This window comes from Anabaena sp. WFMT (genome assembly GCF_051781005.1).
Taxonomy (GTDB): domain Bacteria; phylum Cyanobacteriota; class Cyanobacteriia; order Cyanobacteriales; family Nostocaceae; genus Anabaena.
The window spans coordinates 38,502-62,851 of the sequence record NZ_JBPWOA010000018.1; the positions used below are offsets into that span (position 1 = coordinate 38,502).

The following is a 24,350-nucleotide window of genomic DNA, read 5'->3' on the forward strand; positions in this document are numbered from 1 at the left end:
ATCCTCGCTTGCGCGGAGGGAGTTGGGGGTGGGGTTCTTGTATCTCACTCAAGCAAGAACCGCTATATTACCTTTAAGAAGCCCAACAAGTATGATCGGGAAAATCACCTGCTTTCCAATGCTGACGTAATTTAATCACTGCTCTTGTAAAAATGTGCTGATAATTTTCAATATTAATGGCTTCAATTTCTTGAATTTTTCCATTATCTTTATCAAGATGAACTTTCCCTAAATGTTCGGGATCAGTACCGAAATTATAAGTAACACCTTGATCATCTTCATTAACCTTAACTAACATCACATAAAAAGCCATAAAACTCTCCTATAATTTTCAACCAATATTGATTTTCTTTATTCAGGAGTCCAAGTTCTCTCTGATTTAAGTGTAGCATTATGGGCAGTACGATAATCTGTTTTAAATATTCCTTCAAACCGAGATTCAAAATATTCATGTTCTAATAACTTTATATCCTCATGCTTATAATCTCCTGTTTGTAATCTAAACCAAGCATCAGCAATATCAGGATCTGGATCAAATGTTCTAATACTATCATCTAATTGATGTTGTTGAAAAAATATATGCTCTTTTATTCTTTTAATTTTATTTTCAGAAAAACCTGTGTTTTTAGCAATATTTAAAATATCATCACCTTTTCTGATTTTTTCATAAGATTGCGGTGCATAAATCTCCCATCTATTAATATATTCATCCAGTTTACCACCAGTAAAACTAGAAATAAAGCCTATTCTAACTCTCCATAAAACCCAAATAAAAAAGATGATTATAACAATAATTAAATCAATTAGCATCATTATTTTATCATAGGAATAACTGGATAATTTTATCAGATGTAATCACTATTTAAGTATAATTTTGAAGTTGGTTAGCAGTAGCTCACCAGATATGTCGTTTTCCTGCCACTCGACATAACCCAGAACAATAATGTATAATAATTAAATTAACGAATTACAAAAATATGCAACAATTAATCATTCAAGTTGCCGATAAAGAAAAAGCCGAGATGCTATTAACAATAATTTCTGCTTTAGATTTTGTCAACTCGGTAGAAGTGGTAGAAGATAACAGTAATATAGCTGATAATCAACAAGATTTTTTTACCTTAGCTGGAATGTGGGAAACTAGAAATATTACTACTGAATCCATTCGTCAAAAAGTATGGAATTGTAGGTTGGGTTGAGGTAACGAAACCCAACTATGTTTTTCAAAACAATTATACTAATTCCATTAATAATTCTCCCCTAATTTTTTAACTTCCTAATCATCAATCCATGACCAAAAAAGTAGATATTGGTAGTAAACGCTTAATCAGTCTTGCCCCCGATAATTGGGTACAATGGGTAACACAAAGAAAAGATATTCGGGTGAAAGAGTTTATTTCCTCAGAATTTCAATGGATTAGCCGCGATAATGACGTACTGATTAAAGCCGAAAACCCAGAAGGTGAATTTTTAATTCTCAATGAGCTACAATTGCGTTATAACGAGAAAGTTCCTCTGAGAATGACGGCTTATATAGCTCTAGCACGGGAACGTTATAATTTACCCATTTATCCCGTACTTATCAATATTTTACCCCATGTCAAAACACCCAACATTCCCAAATTCTATCAACAAGAATTTATGGAAATGAAGAGTTATCAAGACTATCGGGTAATTAATCTCTGGGAAATTGAAGCTAGTTTAGTATTTGCAGAAAATTTATCAAGTTTATTACCCTTTGTACCCATTCTCAAAGGAGGTGGTGAAGAAGCAATTGTCAGAGAAGCAGTAATTAAACTGCGAGAAAATGAACAGTTAAGCGATTTAGAACCATTATTATCATTTTTTGCATCCTTTGTCCTAGAAATACCAATAGTTCAACAAATCATGAGGTGGGATATGACAGTATTAAGAGAATCACCTTGGTATAACGAAATCCTCAAACAAGGTTTACAGGAAGGTTTACAACAAGGTTTACAACAAGGTTTACAGCAAGGTTTACAGCAAGGTGAACAAAAAGGTGAAGCTAATTTAGTTATTCGTCAATTATCAAAGCGTTTTGGTAATCTAGATACAGCAATTGCATTACAAATTCGCCAGTTATCAAGTCCTCAATTAGAAACATTAGGAGAAAGTATCTTTGATTTTTCTGCTATGGCTGATTTAGAAACCTGGTTACAACAAAATACTGATTAAAAAAGATAAAATCTGGGAATTGATTAAATTATTTAAATAGGCATATCCTAAAATGCCTCCTTTTTTAGGATATGTCTAATCAACTTTAAATCTAGCTAATAATTCCTCACGGGAAAGATTAAGTAATAACGGAGTTCTTTCTGTGATAGAAAGTTCCATCATCGGAGTCACAATAGCAGATAACTCCTCATCTAAATTACCAAAACGCACTGCTAACAAACTCTCTACCATCAAACGCTGTCCGTCTTGTCGTCCTTCTTGTTGCCATTCTTCCCGTTGTTTGAGATATGCTGGTGATAAACTCATAATTAACTCCCTTACTTCTTCATCGTTGATATTACTATTCAATTCTAAATTTTTCCGCCAAGATGCGAAAATTTCCATTAATCTATCCCATTTATCATTCTCTTTTGACAGTTCAACTACTTCGCTGATAGCTTCATTTTGAGTTCTACCTTTTCCTAATACCCTTAACCATAGTGTATCCTCTGTCATGGGTAACTGATTAATAGCCACAATAGCCGCTTTCTGGTATTTTGGCAGAAAATACACTCCTTTCTCCCATCCTTCTTTTGCTTGCGCTCCAAAGCCATCAAGGATTTTTTCAGAACAAGTTGGTGTTAAAATCCAGAGAAAGGGTAATTCTTCTTCAGCGAGAGAACTTTTTTCTCTTTTCGCTTGTCGTAATAAATCACCCTGCACACTATACAATTTTAACAAACAACTTCTAATTTCTACTTCATTAGGTGCATTGCGGTAAGGTTCAAATAGACAGCTTGTAACTGCCATTTTTCCTAATAATCCTAATTCTGAATTTTCAGATGTTTTTGTCGGAACAAACCAAACATCAATTTCCTGAACTTCACTTTTTACATCTTTACTGGTTTTGACATCACCTAGAGGTGTTAATAATTCTTCTAGATATTCTTGGGCCAGTTGGTCATGGGGTTGTCGTGTCATGCAATTTTCAAGAAAATATTTATTTGTAAATTTAATAATTTAGATTTTATTGCTGTTATAATTGTATGAAAAGTATGGTTAATCTGAATTAATTCAAAGTTATAATAACAGGTAAATATAACCAATTACCAACAAATTGTAGAGAAGTTGTTTGCAACATCTCTACAGAATTTAAAAGAAATTTCAATTTCTTTTTTGTGGTTAGTTATCTTGTTTTGATTAATGTTCAGAACCCTTATCCACACCTGTATGCACAGTTTTTACCCATTTTAGGCGTTTGGGACGAACCGACATCCGGGCAGTGGTGCTACTCATAACTACTAACCAGTGCAACATATAAATACTGCCGCGAATGGTTTGGAGAAGTAACACGAAATAGTTAGATGTTTTCTGATCTTGGCGTGTCCGCTTTAAACCAGCAAACATTCCCACAAAAGACATCGTAACTGACAAGCCAGTGACAGGGGCTAACACAGGTGGACGGTGGCGAATTACTGACATTAATAAATCTGGTATTACTGCTGTCGGTAAGATATACATAATCAGAAGAAAAATCAGTAAATCCCAGGTTTTTCGTCTCCCCATGCGGTTTTTGAGGATGAGATTCCAGTAATCTAAATAACGCTGATAACCACCTTCAGCCCAACGGTTGCGTTGATGCCAAAGTGCGATCGCATTTGTGACTCCTTCTTCTTGCACTGGGGGATAGAACATACATTCAATATCCCATTTATCCAGATTTAGCCGAATAGTCAAATCTAAATCATCGGTAATTGTTTCCTCATTCCAGCCACCGCAGCTATCCAAAGCTTGACGACGGACAAATTGACCATTCCCCCGCAATTCACCAAGTCCACCAATAGCAGTGCGTTGTTGTTGAAACCAGGTATCAACGGCCATTTCTGCCATTTGTCCCTTAGTCCAAAAATTTTCTTTGGCGTTAGCGATCGCTTTTCGCACCTGCACCGCTCCCACCTGTTCTTTTTGAAATAAGGGTACTACCTGTAATAGTAAATCTGGGTTAACTTGAGCATCGGCATCAAATACAGCAATGATCTCCCCCTTAGTCATAGGTAAGACTTGATTCAAAGCACCTGATTTACCACCAGTTGCTTCCGGTGAACGTCTGAGTACTTTGAGTTGCTTGTATTCCTGCGTTAGTTGTGCTAATAACTGCGGCGTGCTGTCGGTACTGTTATCGTCAATAATCCAGACTTCATATTCGCCATTGGCATATTCCAGACTACAAAGACTTTTAACCAACCTGCCAATTACTGCTTCCTCATTTTTTGCAGCCACCAACAAAGAGACACAAGGCAAATCTCCCTGTATTTCTTTAGCGTGATGGCGGGGTCTAGCAAAAATGATCCCCAAGGCGTGAATGCCTAAGACAGTAGTGAGTCCGAGAATGAAAATAGAACCCCAGGAAACTAAATGTAGAGCGATCGTCCCACTCCAGACTATAGTCAAGACTAGGGCGGCTTTGGGTCTACGTTGTTGGAACTGGGATGATGGTAATAAAGACACAGCATTTGGCTCTACCACAGACTCCTCTTCTGCCGATAGGTCAGACAGTAGTGAGTTAAGCGGATCAGAACTTCCGTTATAAGATTCGTTTTCGGGCCAGGAATTCGCTGGCATAGTTACTTGATTTAAAAACCAGTATTTGTCTACACCGCTCTCTGAAACTTATTCAAATCTACTTACACAAATTTGATGTTCAGTTCCTACTTAAGTTTTGATCTCTCAGTAGGTTGACAGGGCAGAGCTATCCCTGTTGACGGTAAACAACCGTTAGTTATCTCCTTAATATACATCAAGGGATTTGACACTCTGCCCTCTAAAGAGAGGCAGATTCTTTAAGACTGGCTTAAAAGGGATAGTCAAATATCCCCCTAGACGCTCAAAACAACTATCAAAAAGATGCTGCAATTGCGCTTACTTTTACCAAATTATTCCGCGATCCTAGGTCCATCACAATGCCAGTTCGGTACGCTCAACATCCTGCCGTTACTTGCTCGTCTAGTCGTTTCGCGCGGGAGCGTTCGGTTCTTCGTTGCAGGGATTTCGCCTTACTAGGAGTGCTTCTTCACGTAGATGGTTATTCCTACTTGCTACCGAATATTCTACCATTTTTGAATGCAGATAAATCTGCACTCTTCGAGAAGCAAGCTACCTGTCCTTTTTCCACCCCGCTTTAAAAACACGGGGCTACCAAACGAAACTTCTGTACTATTTGCGTGTTTCCCGATTTTTGAGAATCTTGAAAAAACCACCTTATTTAATTTGGGCTATTTTTTTAGTGTGTGCAAAGACACATTTTTATGGGAATACTATTGATGAAAACCAAATATACCCAGTTATTAGCTAAGTGGAGGAATCTTAAACAATGTCTATAGATCAACTACAGCCTGTAACTCAGCAACAAGCAAGTGTCTATCTCCCCTATATTCAGCAAAGCAAACGAAATTTCTTGCCTTATGCCATCAGTCTTTATCAAAAAGGCTTTGTGGAAGGACACCGCAAAATAGAAGGCAGTGATAATATTCCCTTTATCGCTACCTGGAATGTTGCTACCCTACCATCAGACCTCACCCGCTGCCGAATCCAGTTTGATGGCAATGCTGAATTAGGTTATGAAGTGATGATGGCTAGTTTTGAGTTTATTAATTTCTTAATTGAATTAATGGAAAACCATAAGCGCCAAAAAATTAGTGATTTTTCTATAACCTTTTACCGCAAACTGCTGCGTGTAGAAGAATAAGAGGAGCAGGGGGCAGGGGCAAGCAGAAAAAATAAATAAATATAAATACTCTCCCCCAATCCCTAGTCTCCTCCCGAACTGATTTGGTCAAAGCGTCAGCCTTCCATCAGAAGCAACTAAAATTAGGAAACACCTAGCTGGGTTCAACAGACTTTTGAAATTAGGAGTGCATGGCGTGCCAACATCTGCTAAATATTTGCTGATTGGATCAGTAGAGACTTACAGTGGTAAATCCGCAACAATTTTAGGGTTGTCTCATCAGCTAAAGCAAAAAGGACTGGACATAGCCTACGGTAAACCACTGGGTACTTGTTCAGAGTCCGCAGATGGAACCTTAGTTGAAGAAGATGTTCAGTTTATTACTCAGAGCCTAAAATTGCCGGAAAACCGCGTTGCACCGACTTTGTTAGCTTTAGATGAGGCCAGTGTCCAAAAACGCTTACGTGGTGAAGATCACACTAATTATCAGCAGTTACTAGGACAGCATTATTTACAAATACCAAGAGGTGATTTGGTGCTGTTAGAAGGGCCGGGTGATTTACCAGAAGGTAATTTGTTTGGCTTGTCTATGCTGCAAGTTGCTGAAGTCTTAGATACTGCCGTGTTATTAGTACATCGTTATAAGTCACTACTTTCAGTTGAAGCCTTGTTGTCTGCTAAGAAGCAGGTAGGCGATCGCTTGATTGGTGTGGTGATCAATGAAGTTCCAGCCGAACAATTAGACGTATGTGATAAGCTGTTACGTCCATTTTTGGAACAAGAAGGGATTCCTGTACTAGCGATGCTGCCTAAAAGCGACTTGCTTCGCAGTGTTAGCGTGGGAGAACTGGTAAAACAGTTAAAAGCCGAAGTTCTCTGTCGCAGCGATCGCTTGGATTTATTGGTAGAAAGTCTGGCCATTGGGGCTATGAATGTCAATGCGGCTGTCAAGTATTTCCGCAAACGCCGTAATAAAGCGGTAGTTACAGGGGGCGATCGCGTAGAAATTCAGCAAGCAGCTTTAGAAACTTCTACCCAATGTCTGATCCTCACAGGACAATTACCACCTCCTACCTTTATCCTCAATCGCGCCGAAGAATTAGAAATTCCCATTTTGTCTGTTGACCTCGACACCTTAACCACAGTGGAAATTGTTGACCGCACTTTTGGTCAAGTCCGTGTCCACGAACCTCTAAAGGTAGAGTGCATTAGCCAGTTAATGTCCGAACATTTTGACATTAACCGTTTGTTATCTCAACTAGGATTAAATCCAGCCGCGACTATATCTTAGTCAGGATTTACGCAACTGCTATATCAGTATGGTGCGTCAGACTTCATAATTTGGTAACAATCAACATATTTTCGGCATCTGACGCACCCTACAAAAGACATTGAGTTTCATTATGCACCCCAATTACTAGTTAATCGCCAAGGTAAATCCTACTTTGGGGTTACAAATGAGCCAACAATGTACCTTCATTTCCGCTAATGAAGTATACATTTTTACCATTGTTTGAAACGTTTCCAGCTACAAAATCTTTGTTACCTAGCGAAGAAATTGAGAAAACGTAGCAATCTGTAACTCTAGTTGGCTTCCCACCTACACGCTGTTTGGTAGAATATCTGGGTTGTTTAATCTGATTACTCCATCTTTGAGCCAGTCAACCGACATCATCAACCTTGATACATTAGCGCAAGAACTAGCAACAATCCAGCAAACAGGTTCTAAACGAATTGCTTTGTTGGGTTCTCGTCATGTGCCAATTACTCATCAAAATCTCATTGAAATGATGACTTATGCCCTAGTCTTATCGGGCAATCGTGTCATCACTTCCGGTGCTACAGGTACTAATTCAGCTGCCATTCGGGGTGCAACACGGGCTGATGCAAACTTGTTGACGGTAATCCTACCCCAGAGTTTGGAACGCCAGCCCCATGAATCGCGCCAACAACTAGAACAAGTCATGCATCTAGTTGAAAATCCCAGCAATGACAATCTATCTTTGGCTGAAGCAAGTTATTTGTGTAACAAGGAGATTGTCTCTCGTTGTCAACAACTGATCTGCTTTGCTTTTCACGATAGTCGCACCCTGCTGCAAACTTGTGGAGACGCAGAAGAACAAAGAAAAGTGGTGACACTGTTCTACTTTGACTAAAGTGAAACGTAGTCTCCACATAGCTAATGATAGAGATGGGAAATTACCATTGGGTACTGGGTAATGTTTTTTCTGAATTACCCAGTACCCCTTCGCACTTACTCACCAAAAGCTACTACCAGTATTTATTAGGTTAATGTCACTATTACAACTGCCCATACCTGCTATTTTTCTGTACTCTATTGCTGCTGCCGTTGGGCTAATTTATGTACCTTATTTATTGGTAGCCTACGGTCGAGTGCGGGTTGGGTTTGATCTTTCTGCGCCTCGTGCCATGTTTGATAAATTACCGCCCTATGCCCAAAGAGCTACGTGGGCGCACCAAAACTCCTTTGAGGCGTTTATGATTTTTGCAGCCGCTGCATTAATGGCCTATGTAACAGGAGTGAATTCTCCCCAGGCAGGAATGGCTGCGATCGCATTTATCCCAGCTCGGTTGCTATACTCTTTCTTCTATATTGTGAATATACCTCTTTTGCGATCGCTCATGTTTGGCATCGGCTCTTTTAGCTCTGGAACCCTCTTCTACCTGAGTATCATGCAAATTAGAGGATAGAAGATTGGGGAAATGGTGAGATTAATAACCCAATCACCATATGCCTAACGGCAGGCTACCGCCAACACCAATTCCAAAATCCAAAATCCAAAATTAAACATCTCACATCCAAAAATCTGTTATGGCTTCTACTTTTTCTTTTGACATTGTGAGCGACTTTGACCGCCAAGAATTAGTCAATGCTATTGATCAAGTAGTGCGAGACATCAAAAGCCGTTACGATCTCAAAGATACGAAAACGACTGTCGAGTTAGGCGAAACAACTATTACAATCAGTACCGACAGCGATATGACTTTAGATGCTGTACACGGCATACTGCGTGAAAAAGCAGCTAAACGCAACCTCTCGCAAAAAATCTTTGATTTTGGCAAAGTTGAATCTGCCAGTGGTAATCGCGTGCGTCAAGAAATTACCCTCCAAAAAGGCATCAGTCAAGAAATTGCCAAACAAATTTCCAAATTGATTCGTGACGAATTTAAAAAAGTGCAAGCCTCAATTCAAGGTGATGCCGTGCGGGTTACAGCGAAAGCCAAAGATGACCTGCAAACTGTTATCCAGCGACTCAAGCAAGAAGACCTTCCTGTAGCTTTGCAATTTACAAACTATCGTTAGGGATTACTGAGTACAGAGTACCGAGTACCGAGTGGTTGACTCTCGTTCCTACTCGTTACTCATCTCTTTGTACTGACTTGCACCCTGCGTCTAACTACGTCCTGCACTGATACTTTTTTGAAAAGCAGGACGTTCACTCATTTGCTGAATATACTTCAACATCGCTGGGTAGGCACTCAAATCTAGCTTCAACATGATGGGAATATAGGCGAGTATAGATCCCACAGCCACATCAGCAGCAGTAAATTCATTACCCAGCAAGAAAGGTTGTTGCCCTAATATTTCATCTAGGGAAGTTAATAAGCGGGGCATTTCCCTCTCCCGATTAGCTTCCACAAAAATTCCTGTAGCCAAACTGGAATTGCCAAATAATACCCACTGAGAAATTATGGCGCGTTCCTCTAGTGATAATGGCTTATTGCCATACTTTTCGGCAAGATACAACAAAATTGCTCCAGATTCCCACAGTTGAAAATCGCCATCAACAATTGCTGGTACTTTACCTATGGGGTTAATTGCTAGGTACTCAGGTTGTAGGTGTTCACCTGCTTTCATATCCAGCAGCACAAATTCATAGGGAACTTCAAGTTCCTCTAAGTACCATTGGACAATTGATGCACGGCTAAAAGTGCTACCGTAAAGTTTTAGCATAATTACCTAAAATTAAAGAACTTTATGAGTGTGGGAATGCTGTTTAATGTTGTCTTCTTTGCTAACAACTCTGGCAGCATTTAGTACCCGTTTACGTTCTGTAGAATAATTGAAATCGCTTTTGGTTACACCTACAGGTATAAATGATTGGGCTGATTGACGACGCTTGTAAGTACGAGCAGCGGAAAATGCTCTTAGCACAAATTCATCTCCAAACTGCGCTGACTCTGGAAGTCCATGAGGTAAAACCAGTGTGTCACCTTCTAGGATAGCGCCTAGAGTAGTTGCATAAGCAAGCTTGTAGGATGTAGGAATGCCTTTTAATATCGCTTCCAAGGCTGCTGAGGGAATAGGCTCTATAACTTCAATTTGATGCACTTCTCCATCATCTTTGTAGAAGCAAGTTGCCAAACCGATCACAATGTAATCATCGGCTGTGAGGTCGGGAGCATCTGGATAAGAAATTGCTGTTGTCATGGAAAAATTCACTCAATAATTTAAATCTAGGGAAATGGGAAGGATCAGGCAGATGGAGGACGGGTAGAATCTTGATCTTTGCTTCTGCTGTCACCTAAATTTCCGGGCTTGTTGGCATTCTACCAATTTGTCACTGATACTACTTGACTATTCTTGAATATTGAGCTAATTCTTTCAGGAATTCGACTTGTGGGTGAAGTATATATTATTGGGCTGATAGCTCAATTTTTTAAGTAGTTTAAATTTAGTCGGTTCAGCATAGACTCCTGAACAAGTGACACAGTGGCTAAACCACTTGTAGGCAAAAAACTATAATTTGATTTCACAGAGCGAGTAGCTCAGGCAGGAATATATGGATCATTACTCCTTTTTAGCTTCTGGCAGTCAGAAAAATCAACTATACAGAGATGGGCAGAAAAATACTGTATATACAAAAACTGGAGTTAAAGATAGTAGTAAATCTCAGGTTGAAGACAGCTATTTACGGTCTTGTGCTTTAAAGTTAGCTCACCAAGGAGATTACACTAAAGCGATCGCTTTGTTAAGCCAACTCATTGATAGTCATCCTCACAATGCAGTCGATTACAACAACCGGGGTCTAATTTATTTTCAAAGTGGTGAATCGCAAAAAGCACTGCATGACTACAATACAGCAATGCGAATAAATCCTAAGTTAGCTAGTGCTTATAATAACCGAGCTAATTACTATGCTGCTTGTGGAGAGTTAACAGCAGCACTAGCTGATTATGATCAGGCTTTAGATTTGAATCCCCGTCATGTTCGCGCTTGGATTAACCGAGGTATTACCCTGCGTGATTTGGGGCAATATAAGGAAGCAATTGATAATTTGGAAATTTCACTGCTGTTTGGTCAACTACAAGGTCATATTTGGGCTGAACGCGGCAGGACTTATCATCTGTGGGGTGACTGGAATTGTGCGATCGCAGATTATTACCGCGCTCTTACACATATAAGTTCTGTGAACACCAAGGAAGATGTTTCTAGTTATCGCCTCCGGTTACAACTAGAAAATTGGTTAAATGAATTGCTGTTTCCCCAAAAGGCAGACTGGTAGATTTTTAACAAATTCAAAATTTAAAATTAAAATAATTTGTAATAGTGCTGACCGCAGGCTACGCTAACGTAATTCGTAAGCCTTTGATGCTAAATATATTCAGATGTCAGCAATACAACCCTTTTGGTGAATAAATAATTTTTTCACTCTTATTCAGCACTTTATTTTTAGCTGTCTGGACAGTTTGAGATAGGATTTTGATCTGAAAAGCTGGCCTTTTAAGGTGTAAAATTCCTCACTCAGAAGAACTTTAATTCCTACAAGTGCCGCTTTATAGACTCACTGTTCAATAAATCTGACGTAGATATTTGTAAAAAACTCAGAATTATCAAAAACCTAAAATTTGCTTTACGGTGTGGAATTTGATCTTTCAGCATCTTTGCGATCTGGATTAATCAGTACTACTTGCCGCTGGCTGGGATCAAAACGATATGACTGCTCTTGCCTGATACTCTTAGCTTGGCGGGGATCAAAGTTGCGGCTAAATTCCGCCCTTAAATTACTAACACGTCCTTCCATTAGCTTGACTTCCGTGCGGATTTCTCGCAACTTGTCTTGCTGTAGCCAGTGATAAGGCAAAAGCTGTACTAAGGCAGATACAGCGGCTGTAAGAATAACCAAGTTAACAGTTATTTTGGCAGTGGTTTCTAGTGCCATTATCTGGTAAGAACGCTGGCGAAGATGTTTTTTTGGTCGAGGTACAGAAGGACGCTGTTTTTCTGGCTGTAGCGGGGGGGTGGATGGTTGAAAGGCGTTCATGATGCTAAAAAGAGCCTCGCTGATTGAAGGGCAGCACCGTCAAAAGCAAACTGGCGCTAATTTCGGCTTGATTTAGCTGCCATATTACTTCATTTTTTGTAAATTTCTACAAGTATTACATTATTAAAAAAAGTACCTGGCATACTTAAGTACGTTTTCTAGAAACTTTTGGCTCAAAGTCCTAAGAGTCTAGACACTGTACCCTGTATTGCCAGGATAAATTAGTCTTCTGAGCGTGTCACATCTGGGTGTTATTTGTAAAGTTCAGTAGCTAAACGCCAAGCCAAAATGCCTGGAATTAGAGCCACAGCTAGAGCGATGTACACTTGAGTATCTGATATGGACATGGTGGAAACCCTCTTAAACGTCAAACTATGATGATTAACACTTCCTTTACTACTTTTCCCTGTTTTGCCAAAATTGGGGAATATCTTGTAACAAGATGCAACAAAAACATGATTTGGAAGCAGGAGTCAGGAGTCAGGATAAAGATTAATGCTTTCCCTCTTTCTCACTCCTTTCTATGTTCCCCGTTCTCTGTTCTCTGTAACCTATGACTTTGTACTTGGGTATTGATTTTGGTACATCTGGCGCACGAGGTGTAGTGATTGATGAAGAAGCTCGGATTGTTTCCCAAATGCGTCATTCTTGGGCATTGGTCACTGATTGGGTAAATTGCTGGGAGAAGACTTTATGGAGCCTTCTAGAGGGAATTTCAGGGGAATGGCGACAAGAAATTGGTGCGATCGCTATCAACGGTACTTCTTCCACAATTTTGCTCACAGATGCCACTGGTCAACCTGTAGATGCCCCTCTATTGTACAACGATGCACGGGGATCAATGATGCTAAAGGATTTGAGCAGTATTACACCACCAAATCACACGGTTTTAAGTGCAACTTCCAGCCTCACCAAACTCTTATGGATGCAACAACTACCCATTGTTAGTCAAGCTAGATATTTACTACATCAAGCCGATTGGTTAGCTTTTTTATTGCATGGACAATTAGGTATTAGCGATTATCACAACGCCTTAAAGCTGGGTTATGACGTAGAAAAATTGCAATATCCAGAATGGTTAGAAAAATTGCCAATACAGGTTCATTTACCGCAAGTTTTAGCTCCTGGTACTCCCATTGCTGAATTACGTCCAGAAATTGCGGCTAAATTTGGTTTTAGGCGTAATTGTTTAGTATGTGCAGGCACAACAGATAGCATTGCGGCTTTTCTGGCTAGTGGGGCAAAATTACCAGGGGAAGCAGTAACTTCATTAGGTTCAACCTTGGTACTTAAACTTTTGAGTCGTACCCGTGTAGAAGATTCACAATATGGAATTTACAGCCATAAATTAGGTGATTTGTGGCTAACTGGTGGAGCTTCTAATACCGGAGGTGCGGTATTAAAAAAATTTTTTAGTAATGAGGAGTTAAGCAACTTGAGTCGGGAGATTGATCTATCAAAAGAAAGTGAGTTAGATTATTATCCATTATTGAAAGAAGGCGATCGCTTTCCCATTAATGATCCCCACCTACCTCCAAGACTAGAACCCCGTCCAGATCATCCTAGAGAATTTTTACATGGCTTGTTAGCAAGTATGGCAAAAATTGAGGCGCGGGGATATGAATTATTACAACAACTAGGGTCTGACAAATTAACTCATGTTTATACTGCTGGTGGTGGTGCAGAAAATTCTACTTGGACAGTTATTAGAGAAAGGTATTTAAAAGTTCCTATATTTTCCTCTGTGAATACCGAAGCAGCTTATGGAACTGCTCTTTTAGCAATGCGGGGTATTAAGAGAGGAAAATTAAATTAAGACTTACAGAGTCAGGACAGTCAAAATATTATTTAAGGAATTGGTGAACCTAATAAGCTGCTAGAGTGAAAATGAAAAACCCTTGCCATAATGGGGAGGAGTTAATCCTGAACTAATCTGTTCACTAAAGACTGAAGATTCCCTATGTTAACAGGCACAACTTTACAGAGTGGAAAATATAGTATTATCCAGGAAATAGGCCGGGGCGGATTTGGTATTACCTTTAAAGCCATGCATCACTACTTAGGTCAAGAGGTAGTGATGAAAACTATCAATGAACGACTGCGACAAAACCCTGATTTTTCCAAATTCGAGCTACAATTCCAAGACGAAGCCAGAAGATTAGCCACTTGTATCCATCCCAATATTGTTCGGGTCAGTGATTTCTTTGTTGAGGATGGGCTACCTTACATGGTGATGGAATATATTCCTGGGGAAAATTTAGGTGAAGCGTTTGTTTTACCAGGAATATCACTACCAGAAGAGACAGCAGTTCATTATATCCGGCAAATTGGTGCAGCATTACAGGTAGTACACAAAAATGGTTTGCTACACCGAGATATTAAACCTGATAATATCATCCTCCGCCAAGGAACTCAGGAAGTGGTGCTGATTGATTTTGGCATTGCCAGGGAATTTAATAGTGGTGTTAGACAAACTCACACAGGTTTAGTTAGTGAAGGTTATGCACCAATTGAACAATATTTAACCCAAGCACCACGCACTCCAGCCACTGATGTTTATGGTTTAGCAGCAACTTTATATGCACTGTTAACAGGACAAGTTCCCATACCAGCATTATTGAGAGATAGAGAACCAATGCCTTCTCCCCGTGAACTACAACCTCACTTGAGTGCATATATTAATCAAGCCGTAATGCGGGGTATGGCGGTTGAGTCTCGGTTTCGTCCTCCCACAGTAGCAGAGTGGCTGCAATTACTACCAGGAATTGGATTAGAGATCACACCACAAATACCCACTCAACCAGCACCGACTATAGATTTATCCACCCAACAGTCAGAAAATTGGCTCAAAACAGTTGCACCTACTTCTATTCCTACACCATCATTGACAGGGAAGGTAACAGGACTATCTCAAAAAATCGGTACTAAGGCATTTATCGCTGTTGGTGCCATCTTAGTTGCTACTACAGCAGGGTTTAGCATTACTAGAATATTACCCAAATCTCAGTTGCAGTCAGATCCTAAACCACTTGTTGAACAACCTACTCCAGAATTTACCACGCCAAAAGCTGTTGTTGAAACTCAACCCTCACCTCAGAGTCAAGAAACTCAAACTTTCTCTCCCCGTAAATCAACATCTGTCTTTAGTGATGTGAGTGAAAGACGCAAGCGCAACCAGCGTGTTTCCCCAGAACCAACTCCTGATAGTGGTGGTGTTTCTGATCAGATTTCTCCAGAAAAATTGCCTCAAGATAACTCTCGCAAATTCTCACCCCGCAAAATTCAGCAACCCGCTTTTACACCTGTTGTTACTCCTCCACCTTCCCTACTTGAAAAGCTACGGGAAGTGCAATCGTCTCCTTCAGATACCTCGACACCATCTTTAGAAAATACCTCACCTGCTTCTATTGAGAATAACGACTCGCCCAAACCTTCAGCACCTAAAAATTCTGTAGTTATACCCGTAGCACCACCACCTAAAAATTCTGTAGTCATACCCGCAGCACCACCAACAGAATCGAAGAGTTCAGATTCTTCTGCGGTAGTTGTCCCAATACAGGAAACAAAGTCGAATTCGTCTGCTGATCATCAATCTCAAAAAAATGATAAGACTTTGGAAAAAACAGAAAGTGAGAGTAATTAGCTCAATTTTGGTTTTGATTCAAAACAATAACTTCTCCTTTCTCATTAATTTTGAGCAAATTACCAGGAAAATCATGATTATTTAAATAACGCAGCAGTCCGACGGTTCGGAAATATTGATCAATTTGTGGGATACCTTGGCGATTTAAATGAATAGGAATAATTTTACTGGATACTAAGTTTCCCTCTGAGTTGAGTTTTACTTCTAAAATCATTGAGTAAGCTGTTTGGGCATTTGTAGATAAAGTCCGATATCCTAAAAAGTTTCCCAAAGAATAAGCAATGATTTTTTCTTTGTAAATTTCCATTGCTCTGGGAACATGAGGCCCATGTCCTAAAACCAAATCTGCGCCTATATCAATCATTGTCCGGGCAAATTTTAAAGAATTACCTCGGTTTTCACCATAGAAGAATTCTGTTTTATCCTTTACGTGTAAAGCACCAGTTCCTTCTGCTCCTACTTGCATGGACACAATGACAATTTTAGCGTTGTTTTTGGCTTCTTTTACCAGAGCTTTAGCTGCTTTTAAGTTGTGAACAGAATTATATAAGTCATAAGTTGTAAAGCCAATCATTGCAATTGGTATTTGATTAACTTTTAAATAGAGGATTTGATTTTTATGACCTAATGTTTTTATACCTTGAGCTTCTAAATTTTGAATTGTATCTCGTTGTCCAATTACACCAAAGTCCATTGTGTGGTTGTTAGCAATATTGAATACATTAAAACCAACTTCGGCAAATAATTGGGCATAAGCGGGTGGTGAACGAAAAGCAAAAGTTTGTCCGCGACTGATATCTTTGGAACTGTAGGGATGGTTAGTTAAGTTGCTTTCAAAGTTACCAAATAAAATATCTGCTCCTTGTAAATAGGATCTGACAGACATTGGTAGTAGCTGATTGCGATCGCGTGGCAATCTATAATTAGGAAAATTCGTACCAGGTATGATATCCCCAACTGCTTTAATGGTGATTGTTTGCTCTTCATCACCTAAGCTAGGAATCGAATCGGGAGTGAATACAGGAATCTCTGTCGCAGCAGCATCTGATTGTTGTATTTTTCCAAACCTGATTGTCACTCCTAAACTAATACCGAGACAAAAGCAAACACTCAGAAAACTCCAAGCAAATAATTGCGTCTGGCTACGACTTGCCATTTGTCACTCCTCAAACACTGGCATTAGTTTAACCCAAAATACAGTGATGTAAAGGTATACTTGAATAATATAAATACTGAAAAAACTCAGTAGTAGAATTTTTGTATTTGGACTGATAGATATTTTTAATCCCCTACCAGATAGAGCAGGAGATACAAAATCATGCTCCATTAGCTAGAAGTTTATAAATATTGAGCTTTCTATAATCTGATCTGATACGAGATTTTTAGATTCAAAACAGAACTTACGTTGCTGTACTGAAGAGATAACAGCCGATTTAAACCCATGATTTTTGGTAGTAATCGAGTTTATTGGTGTATATCTTCTTACCAGAACCAGGAGAAATAACTATGACAATGACAGGATTAGATACCTTTGACGCTACCGTGCAGAAGACAATCCCTTGGATTAATGAGTTAGGAAAAGAATTGGGTTGGGAAAATAAACATCAAGTTTTTCAGGGGTTGCGAGCTACATTACACGCATTGCGCGATCGCTTGACGGTGGAAGAAGCTGCTCATTTAGGAGCGCAGTTACCCATTTTATTAGGTGGATTTTACTACGAAAATTGGCGACCAGGTGCGAAAATGATCAAGGATCGCACAAAGGAAGAATTTCTGAACCATATCCGTCATTATTTCCGTAACATTAAGGCTGATATTGATGCTGAGTCTTTGGTGCGTGCTGTCTTCAAAATCATTGCTGAACGAGTTTCCCCAGGAGAAATTGAAGATGTTATCAATATGATGCCACCTGCGTTGAGAGAACTTTGGCCAGAAACAGTTCGTAGTTGAGAAAATAAACGGAGAGGGGGGGATTCGAACCCCCGTTGAGTTACCCCAAAACGCATTTCGAGTGCGTCACCATCAACCACTCGGACACCTCTCCAAATTTTTTATTCACAGAGTTTAGTGAACTATAGAGAAACTATTATATCACATTATATCATCGAATGATGGCTTTACCCGTGGCAGCTATCCCGATACCTCAACTTGTTACAAACTGGAAGCTTTATTTTCTGTGACTTGAATGAAAGCTTCAAATTCATCTTTGGGTGTCCATTGAATAGCCCCATCACTACCAGTGAAGAATAGTTTGGTTTTTTCTAGACTTAAAGCAGATAAAGTTTTGCTATCAAGATTATTAGCCGTAGCGATAGCTACTTGTGGTTTCAGTGCGACAACCAAATCTTGCAAAGATTCCGATGGACACCAAAGCACTTGCGGACGAGACAAATCACCAGTTTTCATCAACTGTTCTATTTGTTGAGATTTGACACTACCTACTAATAACCAATTTTGACCAAAAACTTGCAATCTTAAAATTGGTAATTTCTCATTCATAAATTGGGAAATACTAGAACTAGTATTCACTATTTGCCCTAATCCTAAAGGCTGATAAATTCCCTCATACTTTTGTAGCTTCTGTTGAATTGCTTGAGTTTCAATATTATTATTATTTGGCTGGGAAGCATAAGCATAAAAATTCTTAATAGGTAAACTTTGTAGAACTTCTAACCAAGCATCATTTTGATTACCTAAAAAATTACTGGCAATTGCCGAATCAATTTTATTAACACCCTGCTGTTGTAGAAATGGTAAAATTGTGAAGCGTCCTGTACCTTCATCTCCACTATTAATCAGAGTGACTTTTCCTCTATCTTGAATCACTAAAACTGGTTCCGTATCAGTTGCTAATAAAGTAATTCGCAATAAATTACTAGTAGAATGCCAAACAGGAATTATTATTAAAATAATAGTAATTAATCCAGCAAACCACCAACGCCGCTGCCACCAACGCAGCAACCAAGTAGATATAATTAATCCATAAATTACCAGCATTTGCCAAGTTGATATACTCCCAACTGCAACTGAGCTTCCTGGCAGGTTCACGAAAAATTCTGCTAATTGAATTAACCAATGAGTTGGATAGTACAAAAAACTTGCTAAAGTACTGCCCACATCTGGCAAAATTAAGCTTGTCAAACTACTAACCATTCCCCCAATACTAATAACAGAGATTAATGGTGTAGTGATGATATTTAATGGCACACTGTAAACCGCTACAACACTAAAAACTTGCAATAGTAATGGTAAAGTCCAAATCGTGGCAGCTAGGGGAACAGAAATTAAAGATGCGATCGCAGGTGGGAGCCAATCCAAACGTTTAGTTATCGGTGTTGCAGTGACAACTAACCCTAAAGTTGCCAAAAAGCTGAGTTGAAAACCTAAATCCCAAATCCAAAGCGGATTAAATAATAATAACAGTGTAGCTGCCAGCAGCAAAGATCCTAGTTGTTGAACTTTCCTTTCCAACGCCAAACCAACTAAGGCTGCAAAACCCATAATTACCGCTCTGAGTACCGCAGCCTGAAACCCCGCTAAACAAAGGAAAGTAATTAAACCCAAGGAACCAAAGATAATCTGCGTTACCTTTTTTGTACGTCTAGTTAGCTGTAAAATTACACCCAAAATCAGGGAAGTTTGAAAACCAGAAGCTGCTAAAGCATGGGCTAATCCCACCTTCACAAATAAATCGCGGATATCGTATGGTAAATCAACAGTTTTACTACCCAAAACCATAGCACTCACAAGCGGCCCTTCAGGAACCCCTAACCAACGTACTTGCGATCGTACAATTTTTTCCCTAACCTGCCACCATCCCCATTTTCGGTTTTCATCAATCAAATTTATCTGTTTTCCAATCAAACCAGCAAATGTACCTTCCTGCTTTAAATATTTCTGAAAATCAAAAGCACCAGGGTTTGAAGCCGCTTTTGGCTTGTACAACATCCCCGTCACAGCAATTTGTTGACTAGGATATAAACCAGTAGCTTGGAGTATAGGCACAGTCACATATAACTTACCCGTTACCCCTTTTGGTACACTAGCCGGGCCTTTATCATTTTTAACCTCATCTAGCTGTGTCGCTTCCAACCAAAATTGTCCTCTCTGACTCCGCGTTAAACGGGGATTACTCGCAACTTCCCCTCGCACAATTACAAGTTGTTCTTGATTACTATTATTTTCCCCAGAAATAAACTGACTAATATCTTTTTCCCCTGGTTGTGGCATTCGCAACTGAAAATACAGAGTAGCTAACAACCCCACTAAACCAGCTATTAGCCACACTCTAGGATGAGGAGTAGTTTGTAGAGTATTAGCAGATCCTTTAGTTTTAGTTAAAGATTTTTCTCGTTTCTGAACAAATTTTCGTAGATTCATATAACTTGCCCGAAATAGAACTGCGGCTAATATCCCCAGAACTAAAATTCCTACACCACCCCAAGGAACTGCCGTCATCAGCAACCCTAGAATATAGGCAAGACAAATGATTACGCTACTACTCTGCATCATAAAACTTTAATTGCCAAAGCACATACCTAAATTTTATTAAACTCTTGTGGGGTGGGCATCCTCGGACTGAGCCTGTGAAGTCTTGCCCACCCTAGTTACGCCAGTTAACTTTCAAACAACGGAAAATTCATAGCTGTTTGCTTTAGCAATACCAGCCTCACAAAGATATACCCAAATTAAAGCCTAATACAGCATGAACAAACAAAATCAAAAGTGCTGTACTTCCTAGATAAGCATGAACCGCACGTAATGCTACTTTATTTCCCAAAAATCCGCTTAGAGAAATTGCACCATTAACCAAGAGCAATAACAGCACAATCGAACCAGTCCAAAAATGAGGACTTTCAAAAAGTGGCTGATGCTGCATCACCAAAGACAACACCCCACCAATGTAACCACCTGCCAAGAATAAAAATAACCAAGGTGCTAATTGACGATGGGCATTTCGACTTTTAACAGCAGCATCTTTATCTTGCAGCAGTTTTCCCCGCCAACCTGCCACTCCTACAAAACTACCCACCACAAAAACCACAATCCCCATCATCACCGGATGTCCCCAATGCACAACCGCTTCAGGCACACCCAAAGAACGAAACCAAGCTGCAATAGGTTCTAAAACTTCACTTATATTTACCATCTGACACACACCACTGTTTATACCGTAAACTCATACATCCCCCCAATAGAGGCTACGGTGTACACACAAGTCCTAGATTCCTTACTTGATAAGGTTTTGCTATTTCCCATATATTCTCAATAAACAAACTTTATCGAGAATTACTAACGGAAAATCACTTTCTACAAATCCGAACTTCTTGAAAGATGTGTGTACAACGTAACCAGTATAGGTGGGTTAAAGAAATCCAATCAAGTCTAATTTATTGTCAGTACCAGTCCCCGCTTTTCAACTTACGGCATTTTTAAGCAACGGGAAACCCAATTTTTCTCTTTGCTCAACATATAAATGAGCAACTTTTCTTGCCAAATGTCGAATCCTGGTAATGTATCGAGTCCGTTCCGTCACCGAAATCACACCCCGTGCATCCAGCAAATTAAAAGTATGGGAACACTTAATCACATAGTCCAAGCTGGGTAAAACCAGTCCTCGTTCTGTTAACTGGCTGGCTTCCTGCTCATATATATTAAACAATGTTAGCAACATCTCAGGATTAGATGCCTCAAAGTTGTAAGTACACTGCTCAATCTCACCCTGAAGATGAACATCGCCATAGGTTATATTGTCCGTCCATTGGATCTTAGTAATGGCCTCTACTTGCTGGAGATACATCACCAGTCGCTCTAACCCATAGGTAATCTCAATCGACACCGGACGGCAATCAATCCCCCCACACTGTTGGAAATAAGTAAATTGAGTAATTTCCATCCCATCTAACCACACTTCCCAACCAGTACCCCAAGCCCCCACCGTCGCATCTTCCCAGTTATCTTCCACAAAACGAACATCATGATCTTCTGGACGAATACCTAACGCCCTTAAAGAATCAAGATAAATATCTTGGATATTATCTGGTGAAGGTTTAATCAAAACTTGATACTGATAATAATGTTGAAACCGATTCGGGTTTTCGCCATAGCGTCCATCTGTAGGACGACGACAAGGTTCAACATAAGCCACAGACCAAGGTTCTGGACCCAACGCTCTTAAAAAAGTATGGGGGTTTTTCGTGCCGGCTCCCTTCTCCATGTCATAAGGTTGGGCAATCAAGCAGCCACGCTCGCTCCAAAACTGATGCAATATCGCTATTACTGACTGAAAATTCACTATCTACTCTTCCTTGAGTCAACAATGCCTCAACCATTGTTGCCTAAACCCAGCATTATGAGCAGCTTTGAGGCATTAAAAAAAAAGGCAAGATTTTTTTTGCCAAAGTAGTTGACAAACTAAAGAAGGTTCGATATATTGAATAAGTGCCAAAGAGAGAGCCGCGAGAGAGCGGGACTCGGAGGGACACCGAACCTTGAAAATATTATAGTTTGAAAGCCAGTATACAACAAGAGATTGTGTCAGTAAAGAAAATAACCTGACCGTGGTTGTAAAAACGGTCAAAAGAGCTTAAGAAGAACGAACCAAAATGGAGAGTTTGATCCTGGCTCAGGATGAACGCTGGCGGTATGCTTAACACATGCAAGTCGAACGGAATCCTTAGGGATTTAGTGGCGGACGGGTGAGTAACGCGTGAGAATCTGGCTTCAGGTCGGGGACAACAGTTGGAAACGACTGCTAATACCGGATATGCCGAGAGGTGAAAGATTAATTGCCTGGAGATGAGCTCGCGTCTGATTAGCTAGTTGGTGGGGTAAGAGCCTACCAAGGCGACGATCAGTAGCTGGTCTGAGAGGATGATCAGCCACACTGGGACTGAGACACGGCCCAGACTCCTACGGGAGGCAGCAGTGGGGAATTTTCCGCAATGGGCGAAAGCCTGACGGAGCAATACCGCGTGAGGGAGGAAGGCTCTTGGGTCGTAAACCTCTTTTCTCAGGGAAGAAAAAAATGACGGTACCTGAGGAATAAGCATCGGCTAACTCCGTGCCAGCAGCCGCGGTAATACGGAGGATGCAAGCGTTATCCGGAATGATTGGGCGTAAAGCGTCCGCAGGTGGCCATGTAAGTCTGCTGTTAAAGAGTCATGCTCAACATGATAAAAGCAGTGGAAACTACACGGCTAGAGTACGTTCGGGGCAGAGGGAATTCCTGGTGTAGCGGTGAAATGCGTAGATATCAGGAAGAACACCGGTGGCGAAAGCGCTCTGCTAGGCCGTAACTGACACTGAGGGACGAAAGCTAGGGGAGCGAATGGGATTAGATACCCCAGTAGTCCTAGCCGTAAACGATGGATACTAGGCGTGGCTTGTATCGACCCGAGCCGTGCCGTAGCTAACGCGTTAAGTATCCCGCCTGGGGAGTACGCACGCAAGTGTGAAACTCAAAGGAATTGACGGGGGCCGCACAAGCGGTGGAGTATGTGGTTTAATTCGATGCAACGCGAAGAACCTTACCAAGACTTGACATGTCGCGAATCTTTCTGAAAGGAGAGAGTGCCTTCGGGAGCGCGAACACAGGTGGTGCATGGCTGTCGTCAGCTCGTGTCGTGAGATGTTGGGTTAAGTCCCGCAACGAGCGCAACCCTCGTTTTTAGTTGCCAGCATTAAGTTGGGCACTCTAGAGAGACTGCCGGTGACAAACCGGAGGAAGGTGAGGATGACGTCAAGTCAGCATGCCCCTTACGTCTTGGGCTACACACGTACTACAATGCTACGGACAAAGGGCAGCTACACAGCGATGTGATGCTAATCTCATAAACCGTAGCTCAGTTCAGATCGCAGGCTGCAACTCGCCTGCGTGAAGGAGGAATCGCTAGTAATTGCAGGTCAGCATACTGCAGTGAATTCGTTCCCGGGCCTTGTACACACCGCCCGTCACACCATGGAAGTTGGTCACGCCCGAAGTCATTACCCCAACCGTAAGGAGGGGGATGCCTAAGGTAGGACTGGTGACTGGGGTGAAGTCGTAACAAGGTAGCCGTACCGGAAGGTGTGGCTGGATCACCTCCTTTTTAGGGAGACCTAATCCATTGAGATATCGAACACAATCAGTAATTAGATTCTTAATTGGTCTATCCTAGGTCGGTCACAAATCTTGAAGTATGGCTTTCAGACTATGATTTGGTTCATTAAGGGCTATTAGCTCAGGTGGTTAGAGCGCACCCCTGATAAGGGTGAGGTCCCTGGTTCGAGTCCAGGATGGCCCACCTGAAGCAAATCAAAAGTTAGAAATCAAAGTTTGAAAGTAATTATTTTCAAATTTTGAATTTTGAATTTTGAATTGTTTTTGGGGGTTTAGCTCAGTTGGTAGAGCGCCTGCTTTGCAAGCAGGATGTCAGCGGTTCGAGTCCGCTAACCTCCACATTGGAAAAGAGTCAGCAACTGACGAAGAGTCAGACTGCTGGATTAAAACCAGCCAGAACCTTGAAAACTGCATAGTAAC

General features: G+C 40.5%; 23 protein-coding genes, 3 tRNA genes and 1 rRNA gene. 14 read left to right on the top strand and 13 right to left on the bottom strand.

All coding sequences use genetic code 11. From position 1 onward, the window contains the following. Nucleotides 1-73: 73 nt before the first annotated feature. Both ACSQ6I_RS10750 and ACSQ6I_RS10755 read right to left on the bottom strand, forming a co-directional pair. Nucleotides 74-313, bottom strand: a complete 240-nt coding sequence (locus ACSQ6I_RS10750; protein WP_438890337.1) for a hypothetical protein — start codon at nt 311-313, stop codon at nt 74-76. Nucleotides 314-351: 38 nt separating this feature from the next. Continuing rightward, complete coding sequence (locus ACSQ6I_RS10755; protein WP_438890338.1) at nt 352-813, bottom strand: hypothetical protein; 462 nt, start codon at nt 811-813, stop codon at nt 352-354. 164 nt (nt 814-977) lie between these two features. On the opposite strand from ACSQ6I_RS10755, the gene ACSQ6I_RS10760 reads away from it, so the two are divergent. Together ACSQ6I_RS10760 and ACSQ6I_RS10765 are read left to right on the top strand one after the other, a co-directional pair. After that, complete coding sequence (locus tag ACSQ6I_RS10760) at nt 978-1,199, top strand: hypothetical protein (RefSeq protein WP_438890339.1); 222 nt, start codon at nt 978-980, stop codon at nt 1,197-1,199. A 91-nt stretch (nt 1,200-1,290) separates the two neighbouring features. Continuing rightward, entirely contained in the window at nt 1,291-2,196 is a 906-nt protein-coding gene (locus tag ACSQ6I_RS10765; protein ID WP_438890340.1) for an Rpn family recombination-promoting nuclease/putative transposase, read from the top strand. A gap of 75 nt (nt 2,197-2,271) precedes the next feature. On the opposite strand, the gene ACSQ6I_RS10770 is transcribed toward ACSQ6I_RS10765, so the two are convergent. Beyond that, a complete protein-coding gene (locus ACSQ6I_RS10770) occupies nt 2,272-3,156 on the bottom strand; it encodes a hypothetical protein (protein WP_438890341.1) in 885 nt (294 codons plus the stop codon). A 219-nt stretch (nt 3,157-3,375) separates the two neighbouring features. Continuing rightward, complete coding sequence (locus ACSQ6I_RS10775) at nt 3,376-4,797, bottom strand: glycosyltransferase (protein WP_438890342.1); 1,422 nt, start codon at nt 4,795-4,797, stop codon at nt 3,376-3,378. Nucleotides 4,798-5,545: 748 nt separating this feature from the next. Between ACSQ6I_RS10775 and ebsA the strand changes: the two genes are divergently transcribed. The 5 genes from ebsA (at nt 5,546) to ACSQ6I_RS10800 (ending at nt 9,224) form a co-directional block, all read left to right on the top strand. Beyond that, nucleotides 5,546-5,920, top strand: a complete 375-nt coding sequence (gene ebsA / locus ACSQ6I_RS10780; protein ID WP_438890343.1) for a type IV pilus biogenesis protein EbsA — start codon at nt 5,546-5,548, stop codon at nt 5,918-5,920. Between the two features lie 175 nt (nt 5,921-6,095). Next, a complete protein-coding gene (locus ACSQ6I_RS10785) occupies nt 6,096-7,190 on the top strand; it encodes a phosphotransacetylase family protein (RefSeq protein WP_438890344.1) in 1,095 nt (364 codons plus the stop codon). A 361-nt stretch (nt 7,191-7,551) separates the two neighbouring features. Next, nucleotides 7,552-8,055, top strand: a complete 504-nt coding sequence (locus ACSQ6I_RS10790; protein ID WP_015215562.1) for a hypothetical protein — start codon at nt 7,552-7,554, stop codon at nt 8,053-8,055. A gap of 136 nt (nt 8,056-8,191) precedes the next feature. Continuing rightward, entirely contained in the window at nt 8,192-8,611 is a 420-nt protein-coding gene (locus ACSQ6I_RS10795; protein WP_438890345.1) for an MAPEG family protein, read from the top strand. A gap of 121 nt (nt 8,612-8,732) precedes the next feature. After that, nucleotides 8,733-9,224 (top strand): YajQ family cyclic di-GMP-binding protein, encoded by a 492-nt coding sequence (locus tag ACSQ6I_RS10800; protein ID WP_438890346.1) that lies wholly within the window; start codon nt 8,733-8,735, stop codon nt 9,222-9,224. Nucleotides 9,225-9,314: 90 nt separating this feature from the next. Here ACSQ6I_RS10800 and ACSQ6I_RS10805 read toward each other — a convergent pair whose 3' ends face one another. Together ACSQ6I_RS10805 and ACSQ6I_RS10810 are read right to left on the bottom strand one after the other, a co-directional pair. Continuing rightward, nucleotides 9,315-9,875, bottom strand: a complete 561-nt coding sequence (locus ACSQ6I_RS10805) for a glutathione S-transferase family protein (RefSeq protein WP_438890347.1) — start codon at nt 9,873-9,875, stop codon at nt 9,315-9,317. A 12-nt stretch (nt 9,876-9,887) separates the two neighbouring features. After that, entirely contained in the window at nt 9,888-10,352 is a 465-nt protein-coding gene (locus tag ACSQ6I_RS10810) for a hypothetical protein (protein ID WP_438890348.1), read from the bottom strand. A gap of 352 nt (nt 10,353-10,704) precedes the next feature. Between ACSQ6I_RS10810 and ACSQ6I_RS10815 the strand changes: the two genes are divergently transcribed. Continuing rightward, a complete protein-coding gene (locus tag ACSQ6I_RS10815; RefSeq protein ID WP_438890349.1) occupies nt 10,705-11,427 on the top strand; it encodes a tetratricopeptide repeat protein in 723 nt (240 codons plus the stop codon). A gap of 348 nt (nt 11,428-11,775) precedes the next feature. Here ACSQ6I_RS10815 and ACSQ6I_RS10820 read toward each other — a convergent pair whose 3' ends face one another. Further along, complete coding sequence (locus tag ACSQ6I_RS10820; protein ID WP_438890350.1) at nt 11,776-12,186, bottom strand: hypothetical protein; 411 nt, start codon at nt 12,184-12,186, stop codon at nt 11,776-11,778. Between the two features lie 251 nt (nt 12,187-12,437). Continuing rightward, a complete protein-coding gene (gene psaM / locus ACSQ6I_RS10825) occupies nt 12,438-12,533 on the bottom strand; it encodes a photosystem I reaction center subunit XII (RefSeq protein WP_015141228.1) in 96 nt (31 codons plus the stop codon). Nucleotides 12,534-12,739: 206 nt separating this feature from the next. Here psaM and ACSQ6I_RS10830 point away from each other — a divergent pair, with 206 nt between their 5' ends. Together ACSQ6I_RS10830 and ACSQ6I_RS10835 are read left to right on the top strand one after the other, a co-directional pair. Continuing rightward, the gene (locus ACSQ6I_RS10830) at nt 12,740-14,002 is read left to right on the top strand and encodes an FGGY-family carbohydrate kinase (protein WP_438890352.1); all 1,263 of its coding nucleotides are present in this window, start codon (nt 12,740-12,742) and stop codon (nt 14,000-14,002) included. A gap of 144 nt (nt 14,003-14,146) precedes the next feature. Continuing rightward, nucleotides 14,147-15,829, top strand: a complete 1,683-nt coding sequence (locus tag ACSQ6I_RS10835; RefSeq protein WP_438890353.1) for a protein kinase domain-containing protein — start codon at nt 14,147-14,149, stop codon at nt 15,827-15,829. A 1-nt stretch (nt 15,830) separates the two neighbouring features. Here ACSQ6I_RS10835 and ACSQ6I_RS10840 read toward each other — a convergent pair whose 3' ends face one another. After that, nucleotides 15,831-16,985 carry a CapA family protein gene (locus ACSQ6I_RS10840; RefSeq protein ID WP_438890354.1) on the bottom strand — a complete coding sequence of 385 codons (1,155 nt, stop codon included), beginning with the start codon at nt 16,983-16,985 and terminating at the stop codon, nt 15,831-15,833. A gap of 350 nt (nt 16,986-17,335) precedes the next feature. Here ACSQ6I_RS10840 and ACSQ6I_RS10845 point away from each other — a divergent pair, with 350 nt between their 5' ends. Further along, on the top strand, nt 17,336-17,779 hold the full coding sequence (locus ACSQ6I_RS10845; protein ID WP_438890355.1) for a DUF2267 domain-containing protein: 444 nt from the start codon (nt 17,336-17,338) through the stop codon (nt 17,777-17,779). Between the two features lie 9 nt (nt 17,780-17,788). Here ACSQ6I_RS10845 and ACSQ6I_RS10850 read toward each other — a convergent pair. The 4 genes from ACSQ6I_RS10850 to glyQ all read right to left on the bottom strand — a co-directional run bounded on the left by ACSQ6I_RS10850 (nt 17,789) and on the right by glyQ (nt 22,124). Continuing rightward, nucleotides 17,789-17,873: transfer RNA gene (locus ACSQ6I_RS10850), tRNA-Ser, on the bottom strand. 107 nt (nt 17,874-17,980) lie between these two features. After that, nucleotides 17,981-20,341 carry a ComEC/Rec2 family competence protein gene (locus tag ACSQ6I_RS10855; protein ID WP_438890356.1) on the bottom strand — a complete coding sequence of 787 codons (2,361 nt, stop codon included), beginning with the start codon at nt 20,339-20,341 and terminating at the stop codon, nt 17,981-17,983. A gap of 157 nt (nt 20,342-20,498) precedes the next feature. Continuing rightward, nucleotides 20,499-20,978 carry a DUF4079 domain-containing protein gene (locus ACSQ6I_RS10860; protein ID WP_438890357.1) on the bottom strand — a complete coding sequence of 160 codons (480 nt, stop codon included), beginning with the start codon at nt 20,976-20,978 and terminating at the stop codon, nt 20,499-20,501. A gap of 267 nt (nt 20,979-21,245) precedes the next feature. Further along, nucleotides 21,246-22,124, bottom strand: coding sequence for a glycine--tRNA ligase subunit alpha (gene glyQ / locus ACSQ6I_RS10865; protein ID WP_015215550.1), 879 nt, complete (start codon nt 22,122-22,124; stop codon nt 21,246-21,248). Nucleotides 22,125-22,431: 307 nt separating this feature from the next. Here glyQ and ACSQ6I_RS10870 point away from each other — a divergent pair. The 3 genes from ACSQ6I_RS10870 to ACSQ6I_RS10880 all read left to right on the top strand — a co-directional run bounded on the left by ACSQ6I_RS10870 (nt 22,432) and on the right by ACSQ6I_RS10880 (nt 24,269). After that, nucleotides 22,432-23,919 (top strand): 16S ribosomal RNA (locus tag ACSQ6I_RS10870). A gap of 121 nt (nt 23,920-24,040) precedes the next feature. Beyond that, nucleotides 24,041-24,114, top strand: a tRNA-Ile gene (locus ACSQ6I_RS10875). Nucleotides 24,115-24,196: 82 nt separating this feature from the next. Next, a tRNA-Ala gene (locus tag ACSQ6I_RS10880) sits at nt 24,197-24,269 on the top strand. Nucleotides 24,270-24,350: the final 81 nt, after the last annotated feature.

Coding starts and splice junctions, on each gene's coding strand:
- ACSQ6I_RS10855 (WP_438890356.1), bottom strand. CDS start 20,341: ATGATGCAGAGTAGTAGCGTAATCATTTGTCTTGCCTATATTCTAGGG.
- ACSQ6I_RS10830 (WP_438890352.1), top strand. CDS start 12,740: ATGACTTTGTACTTGGGTATTGATTTTGGTACATCTGGCGCACGAGGT.
- ebsA (WP_438890343.1), top strand. CDS start 5,546: ATGTCTATAGATCAACTACAGCCTGTAACTCAGCAACAAGCAAGTGTC.
- ACSQ6I_RS10750 (WP_438890337.1), bottom strand. CDS start 313: ATGGCTTTTTATGTGATGTTAGTTAAGGTTAATGAAGATGATCAAGGT.
- psaM (WP_015141228.1), bottom strand. CDS start 12,533: ATGTCCATATCAGATACTCAAGTGTACATCGCTCTAGCTGTGGCTCTA.
- ACSQ6I_RS10800 (WP_438890346.1), top strand. CDS start 8,733: ATGGCTTCTACTTTTTCTTTTGACATTGTGAGCGACTTTGACCGCCAA.
- ACSQ6I_RS10775 (WP_438890342.1), bottom strand. CDS start 4,797: ATGCCAGCGAATTCCTGGCCCGAAAACGAATCTTATAACGGAAGTTCT.
- ACSQ6I_RS10765 (WP_438890340.1), top strand. CDS start 1,291: ATGACCAAAAAAGTAGATATTGGTAGTAAACGCTTAATCAGTCTTGCC.
- ACSQ6I_RS10795 (WP_438890345.1), top strand. CDS start 8,192: ATGTCACTATTACAACTGCCCATACCTGCTATTTTTCTGTACTCTATT.
- ACSQ6I_RS10755 (WP_438890338.1), bottom strand. CDS start 813: ATGATGCTAATTGATTTAATTATTGTTATAATCATCTTTTTTATTTGG.
- ACSQ6I_RS10820 (WP_438890350.1), bottom strand. CDS start 12,186: ATGAACGCCTTTCAACCATCCACCCCCCCGCTACAGCCAGAAAAACAG.
- ACSQ6I_RS10835 (WP_438890353.1), top strand. CDS start 14,147: ATGTTAACAGGCACAACTTTACAGAGTGGAAAATATAGTATTATCCAG.
- ACSQ6I_RS10805 (WP_438890347.1), bottom strand. CDS start 9,875: ATGCTAAAACTTTACGGTAGCACTTTTAGCCGTGCATCAATTGTCCAA.
- ACSQ6I_RS10845 (WP_438890355.1), top strand. CDS start 17,336: ATGACAATGACAGGATTAGATACCTTTGACGCTACCGTGCAGAAGACA.
- ACSQ6I_RS10760 (WP_438890339.1), top strand. CDS start 978: ATGCAACAATTAATCATTCAAGTTGCCGATAAAGAAAAAGCCGAGATG.
- ACSQ6I_RS10810 (WP_438890348.1), bottom strand. CDS start 10,352: ATGACAACAGCAATTTCTTATCCAGATGCTCCCGACCTCACAGCCGAT.
- ACSQ6I_RS10770 (WP_438890341.1), bottom strand. CDS start 3,156: ATGACACGACAACCCCATGACCAACTGGCCCAAGAATATCTAGAAGAA.
- ACSQ6I_RS10860 (WP_438890357.1), bottom strand. CDS start 20,978: ATGGTAAATATAAGTGAAGTTTTAGAACCTATTGCAGCTTGGTTTCGT.
- ACSQ6I_RS10815 (WP_438890349.1), top strand. CDS start 10,705: ATGGATCATTACTCCTTTTTAGCTTCTGGCAGTCAGAAAAATCAACTA.
- ACSQ6I_RS10840 (WP_438890354.1), bottom strand. CDS start 16,985: ATGGCAAGTCGTAGCCAGACGCAATTATTTGCTTGGAGTTTTCTGAGT.